Origin of the sequence: Methanobrevibacter sp. (assembly GCF_050872065.1) — an archaeon.
In the GTDB taxonomy this organism is placed as follows: Archaea; Methanobacteriota; Methanobacteria; order Methanobacteriales; family Methanobacteriaceae; genus Methanocatella.
Genome location: NZ_JBNMGD010000003.1, coordinates 45,962 through 54,819, shown reverse-complemented (window position 1 = coordinate 54,819; position 8,858 = coordinate 45,962). Strand labels below are relative to the sequence as shown.

Annotated in this window: 11 protein-coding genes; 3 read left to right on the top strand and 8 right to left on the bottom strand. The window is 29.8% G+C overall.

Translation table 11 applies throughout. The features are described 5' to 3' along the window. Window positions 1-52: 52 nt before the first annotated feature. Window positions 53-1,939 carry an MJ1255/VC2487 family glycosyltransferase gene (locus ACR0P1_RS00995; RefSeq protein ID WP_432644546.1) on the bottom strand — a complete coding sequence of 629 codons (1,887 nt, stop codon included), beginning with the start codon at window positions 1,937-1,939 and terminating at the stop codon, window positions 53-55. A 204-nt stretch (window positions 1,940-2,143) separates the two neighbouring features. Further along, window positions 2,144-3,031, bottom strand: a complete 888-nt coding sequence (locus ACR0P1_RS00990; RefSeq protein WP_432644545.1) for a DMT family transporter — start codon at window positions 3,029-3,031, stop codon at window positions 2,144-2,146. A gap of 100 nt (window positions 3,032-3,131) precedes the next feature. On the opposite strand from ACR0P1_RS00990, the gene ACR0P1_RS00985 reads away from it, so the two are divergent. Beyond that, window positions 3,132-4,163, top strand: coding sequence for a YeiH family protein (locus tag ACR0P1_RS00985; protein ID WP_432644544.1), 1,032 nt, complete (start codon window positions 3,132-3,134; stop codon window positions 4,161-4,163). 1 nt (window position 4,164) lies between these two features. On the opposite strand, the gene ACR0P1_RS00980 is transcribed toward ACR0P1_RS00985, so the two are convergent. Continuing rightward, window positions 4,165-5,223 carry a hypothetical protein gene (locus ACR0P1_RS00980; protein WP_432644543.1) on the bottom strand — a complete coding sequence of 353 codons (1,059 nt, stop codon included), beginning with the start codon at window positions 5,221-5,223 and terminating at the stop codon, window positions 4,165-4,167. A 40-nt stretch (window positions 5,224-5,263) separates the two neighbouring features. Between ACR0P1_RS00980 and ACR0P1_RS00975 the strand changes: the two genes are divergently transcribed. Beyond that, complete coding sequence (locus ACR0P1_RS00975) at window positions 5,264-6,073, top strand: sulfite exporter TauE/SafE family protein (RefSeq protein WP_432644542.1); 810 nt, start codon at window positions 5,264-5,266, stop codon at window positions 6,071-6,073. Between the two features lie 9 nt (window positions 6,074-6,082). Next, entirely contained in the window at window positions 6,083-6,442 is a 360-nt protein-coding gene (locus ACR0P1_RS00970; RefSeq protein WP_432644541.1) for a tetratricopeptide repeat protein, read from the top strand. A 20-nt stretch (window positions 6,443-6,462) separates the two neighbouring features. Here ACR0P1_RS00970 and ACR0P1_RS00965 read toward each other — a convergent pair whose 3' ends face one another. The 5 genes from ACR0P1_RS00965 to ACR0P1_RS00945 form a co-directional block, all read right to left on the bottom strand. Continuing rightward, window positions 6,463-6,666 carry a DUF4870 domain-containing protein gene (locus tag ACR0P1_RS00965; protein ID WP_432644540.1) on the bottom strand — a complete coding sequence of 68 codons (204 nt, stop codon included), beginning with the start codon at window positions 6,664-6,666 and terminating at the stop codon, window positions 6,463-6,465. A gap of 11 nt (window positions 6,667-6,677) precedes the next feature. Then, window positions 6,678-7,352, bottom strand: a complete 675-nt coding sequence (locus ACR0P1_RS00960) for a hypothetical protein (RefSeq protein ID WP_432644539.1) — start codon at window positions 7,350-7,352, stop codon at window positions 6,678-6,680. A gap of 178 nt (window positions 7,353-7,530) precedes the next feature. Next, the gene (locus ACR0P1_RS00955) at window positions 7,531-7,854 is read right to left on the bottom strand and encodes a heavy metal-binding domain-containing protein (protein WP_432644538.1); all 324 of its coding nucleotides are present in this window, start codon (window positions 7,852-7,854) and stop codon (window positions 7,531-7,533) included. A gap of 7 nt (window positions 7,855-7,861) precedes the next feature. Next, on the bottom strand, window positions 7,862-8,053 hold the full coding sequence (locus tag ACR0P1_RS00950) for a DUF2116 family Zn-ribbon domain-containing protein (RefSeq protein ID WP_432644537.1): 192 nt from the start codon (window positions 8,051-8,053) through the stop codon (window positions 7,862-7,864). Window positions 8,054-8,065: 12 nt separating this feature from the next. Beyond that, complete coding sequence (locus ACR0P1_RS00945) at window positions 8,066-8,854, bottom strand: TatD family hydrolase (protein ID WP_432644536.1); 789 nt, start codon at window positions 8,852-8,854, stop codon at window positions 8,066-8,068. Between the last annotated feature and the right edge of the window lie 4 nt (window positions 8,855-8,858).

The following is an 8,858-nucleotide window of genomic DNA, read 5'->3' as shown; positions in this document are numbered from 1 at the left end:
TATCTGTATTGATGGGTTAGAATTATCTCTTTTACTATTAGTATCGGGATGATTATTTTGAATATTTTTCAATTCTATATTTTAATTCACGTATAATTCCATCATTGTTTGTCTTTTTGACATTTTTTAGTTTTTCTTGATATTTTGGAAGTCTTGATAAGAATTTTTGAACTTTTGGAGCATTCATGATTTCATGATATTCTCCATAGCCTAATTTTTGAACGTAAAATCCATTTAATGTTTGTTCAAAGTTTCCAATTGCTGGAACTGAATAAATTGGTTTTTTGAGATATATTGCTTCTGAAATAAATGTAAATCCACCATTACAAATAACTGCTTTAGATGATGCTAAATCATCGTAGAAAACATCTTCATTAAACTCTTTATATGTTAAGTTACCGTCTGTCTCATTTTTATTAAATCCATAAACAATAAATTTTTCATTATTAAGAGATTTTAATTTACGAACGAGTTTTCCACTTTCTTTACTTGTTTGATAAACGATTACATGATCTCCTTGGGTAGGAGTTAATTTTAAAATATCTTCACGTATAATTGGAGGATAAATTATAGCATTCTTTTTAGGTCTTATTTTAGGATAAAAGAAGCTTGTAAGAATATGTACTTTTGGTTTCACAACATATGTTTTAATTACTCCTTTTGCTTTAACCATTTCAACATATTTGTCTTTTGGGTAATCAATTTTAGTTTGAGTAATCATGTGAATGTTGTCTAAACTAATTAAAGGAATATTAAGGAGTTTAGAAACCATTGTTGCATATATTTCAAAATCAGTTACAATAATATCTGGCTTAAGTTCTCTTGCTTTTTTATATAAATTGTCATACCCTGTTTTTATATTACTTGGATTTCTTTTTAAAGCATTTGCAAGGGTTTTCATATTATTTACTTTATTGTTAATGTAGACTGTGTTAAAACCACCGATTTTATAAACATTGTCAAATTTAGATTTTAAGTATTCGTAAGCTCGGTCACTTGAGAATAAATAAACATCATATTCATCTTTAATCCTATCAACGATTACTCCAGTTCTTATTGCATGACCCATTCCTTCACCGCAAACACAATAAAATACTCTTTTTTTATTTCTTTTAGGTTTTAACTGGGATTTAATTTTATTAACTTTTTCTTTTGATTCTTCATAAGTTTCTTTAATGTCGTTAATAGTTTCTATTCTTTTTTCAAGATTTGGCATTTTAGATTCACTAATTTTAGCATGGCCATGATCGAATGTATAATTTAGCTCATTAATATCAGTTCTTTTACCTAAAAAATCATTAACAGTACTTCTACCATATTGTTTAATTAATGTAGTAATTCCTTCTTCTTCAAGTCTTCTTGTTGAAACGCCAATTTTTGCTTTTCTTAAAACTTTGAATTTTTCTTTTTTAGCTAATTTTTCAATATAATCAGTATCTTCACCAAATGTTAGTGATTCATCAAATCCATTGCATTCTTCGTGTAATTTTTTTTTTGCAATGATTCCGTAACATCCAGCACCGTGGGGTTTGATGTTTTCAACACTAATCATAAAGAAATTTGCAAAATCATGGTACAATTTATCTTCAACTTTATTTGAAAGGGGTTCCATACGGGTTATAGCTATTCCAAGTCTTTCCATTTTAAATTCATAAATAACATCTCTTAGATAATCATCTGTTAATTTTAAGTCTGAATCGAGAAAGAGTAGAATATCTCCTTTTGCAACATTAGCACCACTATTTCTTCCCACACCTGGCATTCCTCCATCTACTATTGTACAACCATATTCTTCAGCTATTTCTCTTGTTCTATCAGTTGAATTTGCATCAGCTACAATAATCTCATAATCATCAAAATTTTGTTTTTTTATACTGTCTAAGAGAATTGGGAGGTACTCTTCTTCATTGTAAGTGGGTATAATAATGCTTAAAATCATATGTTAAGGTTTATTTTTTAAATTAATAAAGTTTTATTAAAAAATAAGATTTTAACTTTTAGTAAATAAATTTCATTCATTGAATGTTTGTTTCTTTTAAAGATTTTAAAAGTTATTTAATGCTTTTAAAAAGGACTACTTCACTATTTTTGAGTTTTCAATATATTAATAGGATTACAATGGGAATTATTATATTGATGAGCTTTATTCATTCTCTTCTTTTCTACTTAACATCATCATTGAAATGATGTTTAATATGAATCCACAAGACATTAAAAGTGTTGGAATTTCAGAGTAAAATATTAATCCGAATATTAGTGCGGCAATTGGTTCTACTCCAGATAACAATATTGAGACTATTCCTGAATCTACATAATCTAAACTTAGAGTTGAGAAAATGTAAGGAAGAGCAAATGATAATGTTGAGTGCATTATTAAGAATATTATAACTAAAATTGGATTTATTGAAATGAAATTTGTAATTTGTTCAAAATTTGTAAATGGGAGCAATCCTATTGAAATAAATGTAATTGAGTAAAGGAGAATTGTAAAAGTATGATTTCCTTTTTTCATTGATTTTTTGGAAGCTATTAAGTAAATTGCCCAAAAGATTCCTGAACCAATACCTGCGATGATTCCATAAACTGGAAGATTATTTAAATTTATTTCTAAAACTCCAGTCATTAATATACATCCAAAAATAGCTAATGTCATACAAATTAATTTTTTACTTGTTATTTTTTCGTTAAATGCAAAATATGCAATTATAATAACATAAATTGGAGCAAGTGATAATAATACTGCAGCTAATGAAAGTGGAATACTTCCCATAGATTCATTGTAACATAAATTAAGTCCTGCAATGCATATTCCACAAACTAAAAATAGGGGTATGTCTCTTAAATCTATTTTAAACAAATTCTTATCAGTTAACAAAATAGCTATGGTTATTGGAAGAATTGCTATTGAAAACCTTAAAAAAAGAAGTGTTGTTGAATTAATTCCATTTGCCATTAATGTTCGAACAAATACTCCACCAGATCCAAACATTATTCCAGCAAGAATTGGTAAAATAAAATAGATTTTTTTCATAAATCTTAATTGGATTTATACATATAAAACTTTATCTAAACTAAACTTTTTTATAAGATGATTTAAATAAAATTAAATATAATTAATTTTTGGTGTATTTATGTTTAATTCGATTTCTAAATATTCTTCAGGTATAGTAGTTTGTTTAATTATTGCTATTCCTTCATTATTATTGGGGAATTTATTCCCGGTTATTGGAGGTCCAATTATTGCGATTGTACTGGGAATGCTAATCGCCCTTGTATGGCATGATAAAGAAAAATTTGACGATGGAATAAGCTTCACATCGAAATATGTCTTGCAGGCAGCTGTTGTTCTTTTAGGATTTGGTTTGAACTTAAATGTAATTCTATTAACTGGAATTCAATCCCTTCCAATTATCATTGCGACAATATCTGTTGCTTTAATTGTTGCTTTCATTATGCAAAAGATTTTGGATATTGAGGAGAAATCAGCAATATTGATTGGTGTTGGTTCATCAATTTGTGGTGGATCAGCAATTGCTGCAACTGCTCCTGTAATTAATGCGAATGAAGAGGAAGTTGCACAGTCAATTTCTGTAATATTTTTCTTCAATGTTCTTGCAGCAATTATTTTTCCATTTTTAGGAAAGATTATTGGGTTTTCAACAGTTGATGCAGGGCCTTTTGCACTGTTTGCAGGAACCGCAATTAACGATACATCCTCTGTAACCGCAGCTGCTGCTACTTGGGATAATATGTGGGGGCTTGGAAGTCAAACTCTTGATAAGGCAAGTACAGTTAAATTAACACGTACATTAGCAATTATTCCAATCACTTTAGCATTATCTGTTTTAACTTCAAAAAAAGAGGAGTATAAAGGTGGAGAATTTTCATTAAAAAGAGCATTTCCAATGTTCATTTTATATTTTGTAATAGCATCAATTATTACAACAGTTGCAATAAGTTTTGGTGTAGATGCAAATGTATTTTTGCCGTTTAAAGAGTTAAGTAAATTCTTCATTATATTAGCTATGGCAGCTATTGGTTTACACACTGATATTGTTAAACTAATTAAATCTGGAACAAAACCAATAATTCTCGGTGCTACCTGTTGGATTGCAATTATTATTGTAAGTATTGTACTTCAATTTGCTTTAGGAATAATTTAAGTTATAAATAGGAATATATGTTCCATGAAACCGTGTAATACTTGCAGGAATTATTTAATGGTACTTTTAAATCATTGAGTAATTCCATTTCATTATAACTGGAATCTACATGGTATGTTTCATTGTTTATTTTTTTAATTGGAATGTTTCCAAAATCAACATTATCTGATATGTCTACTATTTCTATAGTATAATAATCCGGTTCTGCACCTGCAAAAGCCACACTAAATCTTAAAGCCACCACAATAAGGATTATCAGGAGAGGTAATAGTCTATTGAATATGTATCTTTTCTCACTTAATCCAATATTTCGATATGGAGGTTGGATTGCTTCATTTTCTTTCAATAATTTTTTGTCTTTCATGATGGTTCCTACATGTAAATTTAGGTAGTAACCGTTTCTATAAACGAGCCATAATCCTAAAATTCCTACGAGTGATGGTGTTGCCCAAAGTCCTCCATCAAATGATCCAATAATTAGGCTACTTGAAAATAGAGCAACCAAAAAGTTTGTAACCCAAGGTCTTTTTTGATTTGCTAAAACTAGGGTAATGAACAATATTGGAATTATTAAAACTATCAAAAAACTAATGCTTGGAACATATGCATATAGACCAACGCCAGTGTTAATATCACTTTGAATAAAAGGTCCAATAATTTTAGTTAAAGCTTCGCCTAAAATGGATTTTAACAAGTGAGTATGTAGGATGCTTGTGGAAGTCATTGTGTTAGACATAGAACAGAATACACTGTTAAGTTTGATTCCCATTTGTAATCTAAAAATAACTTCCAGGAGATTACCTAAAATGAGTAATATAGATCCTAGAACTATTGATATTTTTAGATATTTTGTCACATCAACTTTTTTAGGTATTATCTGTGATAAAATTAAAAATAATCCTAAAAGACCAAAGAACATAATGTCTTTTCCTTTTGATGATCCCATTAAAAATATATGAGTTATTGGTCTTATGATTGGATTTAATATATCGGATACAAATATGAATCCTCCAAGCAGTATAAATAGAAATCCAATTATGATAGTTTTATTAAGTTTCATTACCAATAATTTAATATTAATACTTTAAATAAGTGATGTTATGTTTACATTCGAATATTTCATAGGTCTAATTTTGATTGGTATATGTGCAGGTTTTGCATCAGGACTTTTGGGAGTGGGTGGTGGATTTTTAATAACTCCACTCCAATATTTCTTGTTAAAATATATTGGTGTTGCACCCGATTTAGCTATTCTCATTTCTTTTGGAACAAGCCTTGCAATCATTATTCCAACATCAATCAGTGGTGCATATAGACACACTCAATCAATGGATAATATTCTAAAGCCAGGTATCCAATTAGGTATCTTTGGAATAGTTGGTGGTTTTATAGGTGGATTTGTAGCAGCTGCACTTCCAGTAAAAGTATTAGAAATAATATTCGGTATTTTATTGTTGTTCATTACTTTTAACAATATTGTAAATATTAATAAAGAAAGACAAAACGCTAAAATTTCATTTAACTGGGTGAATATAGGTATTATTGGATTACTTGTTGGATTTTCATCTGGACTTTTAGGAGTTGGTGGAGGAATATTTTTAATAGCTATCCTAACAGCATTCCTTGGATTTTCAATGATTGAAGCAATAGGAACCTCTTCAATATTTATTAGTCTAACCGCAATTGGAGGATTCTTGTCCTACATGATTTCTGGTTGGGGAGTAAGTACATTTCCATATTCAATAGGTTATATAAGCATTATTAATTTAGTTTTAATTGGATGTTTTTCAGTACCTATGGCATCAGTCGGAGCCAAACTAGCACACAATGTTCCTCAAAAAAAGTTAAAAATAATATTTTCAGTAGTAATCTTATATATGGCATTAAAGATGTTAGGAGTCTTACCTTAGGGCGATATTATGTCAGATAAAAGAAAAGTCGGTGAAAATTTCGATGCAGGTAAAGCGGAGGATATTTTCGATAAACTGAGAAACATAGAAGGCAAGACAAGACCTAAAAAGCCGAGTAAATTTAAAAATATCTTTTATATCATGAATGAAGCTCAATATTTAGAAAACAGAGGAGAATTTGAGGAAGCTATTGGATTATATAAACAGGTTATTTTCACTTTACCTGATTCTATAAAAGTATATGAAGCAATAATCAACATTTATCAAAAGCAAGGGGATGCTGATAGCGAAAAAGAAATCTTAAAAAAAGCTATTGTTAATTGTAAAAAGAATGATAAATTTAAAAAAAGATTAAATGAAATAATTTAAAATTTATTTCATTTAACTAACTAAAATCCGCCCATTAATAAACGAACGATTAAAGTTACAACAAAAATCAAGATTGAGAAATAAATAATTAATTTACCTTGTTTTCGGTATGTTGGATTGTCCTTTTTAAAGTAAAACAAAATTGCTCCGTATACTAAACCAGCGATTGGAAGTATTAGAGCTACAATGTATCCAATAACTGATACGATCATTTCATTATCCATATTTTCACCTTTTATTTAATGTACACTCCCATTCCCATTGCACTTATTTGGTAACTGTCACCACCAAGCCCAATTAGACTGTACTGAATGTCCAAATCAATAACTCCATTTCCGCCAGCAGCTTTTATTTTCTCAGTCAAACAGATTAGACATTTGTCCTTTCCAGACTTCAATATTCTTAATTTGTGGTTTTCCCGCTCTTTTGGACTTAACTTCAATAATTCAGGTCCTTCTTTTTCCAAAATTACGGTTGACTGAAACTGACCTAGATTAATAATGTATCTATCAGGAGTATCAGTGCTGGTTATAAAAATAAAGTTTAAGCTATTAATTTTCTGATTGTTTCCAAGTTCATCGTAGGATTCGATAATCTCAGGTTTTTCTTCAAATGGTTTTTTGAGAATGTATTCATACACTATGCGCTTTATTTTGCGATATGCCTTTGTCAGTATCTGTTTAATAAATCTTAAAATGTAGAAAACTGCTCCAATTACAATAACAAGCAATATGTAATTGATCAATGTAGGAAAAGCAGCCTGTAGGATCACGGCTGTTATTCCTAATGTGAGAAAATTCGCACCAAATGTGGGATTTACCAAAATAAAGCTGTAAAATGTTGTACCTGCAAAAAGAATAAATGCACTTACTGCACCGGTATCAGTATTAATCATATGTTGCGCAAGCATTGTTTCAGCATATCCTGCAAGCAATGGCGCAAAGACTAACCCTAGATTCCAGCCGAAAACTGCTATATTCAGATATAGGAATACTACATAAACTAATGTACCTACTAAAGTACCAAAAGCTATGCATATAATCCTTTCTCGTAAGTTTTCAGGTTTCTTTGGTACTTTAAATTTCATTTTATTCACATTTTACAGCAGTACCATAGGCAGTTACAAGAATTGTATTTCCCATGGTACCTCCGAGATTATCATAAGATATTTTAAGTCCAATTATGGCATTTGCACCTAAATTTTCAGCTTTCTCTTCCATACTTTTAAAAGCAATATCTCTTGCCTTTTTTAATTCTTCTTCATATTTGGATGTTCTTCCACCTACAACATCCCGAACACCTGAAAATAAGTCTTTATAAATATTTGATCCGATGAGAGATTCACCGGTAACTAATCCTTTATATTCGACTATTTTTTTAGTGACGAGAGTATTTGAAGAGGTTAAAATCATTTTATCCCTATTTCATAAAGGTCATAATTGCCCATATTATTAAGAATATTAAAATTACCACGTATAAGATAACTCTACTTCTTTTGGTTTGTGCTAATCTTGCATCCCAGACTTTTTGACAATCTGGTGAGCATACAAGTTCATTTAATGGAATTGGGGTTCCACATATTGGACAATGTTTGTGAGGTTCTACTGCCATTTTTTCATCTCCTTATATTTTAAAAAATTTTTTAGTATTTTTACTGACTTGTTTTCCAAGTTCTTCTACATCCATTCCCATGCAAAGTGCAATTGTTTTGAGGATATGAGGTAAATATTTTGGTTCATTTCTATTTTTCTTAGGTTTAAAGTCAAAGTTTTTTGGTATTAAAAAAGGTGCATCTGTTTCAATCATCAGTTTTTCAGGAGGAATTGCACTTACTGATTCTTGAAGATCTCTTCCTCTTTTCATATCACAAATCCATCCAGTAACACCAATATAGCATCCTAAATCAATGTAATTTTGTGCTTCTTGTTTTGTTCCAGTAAAACAGTGCACCACTGATTTTTCAATAACATTATCATGTCTTTTTAATATGTTGTATAAATCTTCATGTGCTTCTCTTTCATGCATAAATAAGGGCAACTTTATCCTTTCAGCGACTTCTATTTGAGCTTCAAACCATTTTCTCTGTAAATCTTGCGGTGAGAAGTTCCTGTTATAATCAAGACCACATTCCCCAATAGCTACAACACAATCGTTTTTAGCTATTTTTTCAAGTTCAAACATTGTATGTCCGTTGCATGTTTTAGCATCATGAGGATGGACACCTGATGTTGAAAATAGAGTTTCAGGATATTTTGAAGCATATTCAGCAGCCATTTGGCTGGAATGGACGTTAGTTCCTGTGATGATGAATTGGTTAACACCTACTTTTTTTGCTTCTTCAATAATTTTAACTCTGTCTTTTTTAAATGAAGAATGCATTAAGTTTAGGCCAATATCAACAAGATCAACCACTAAA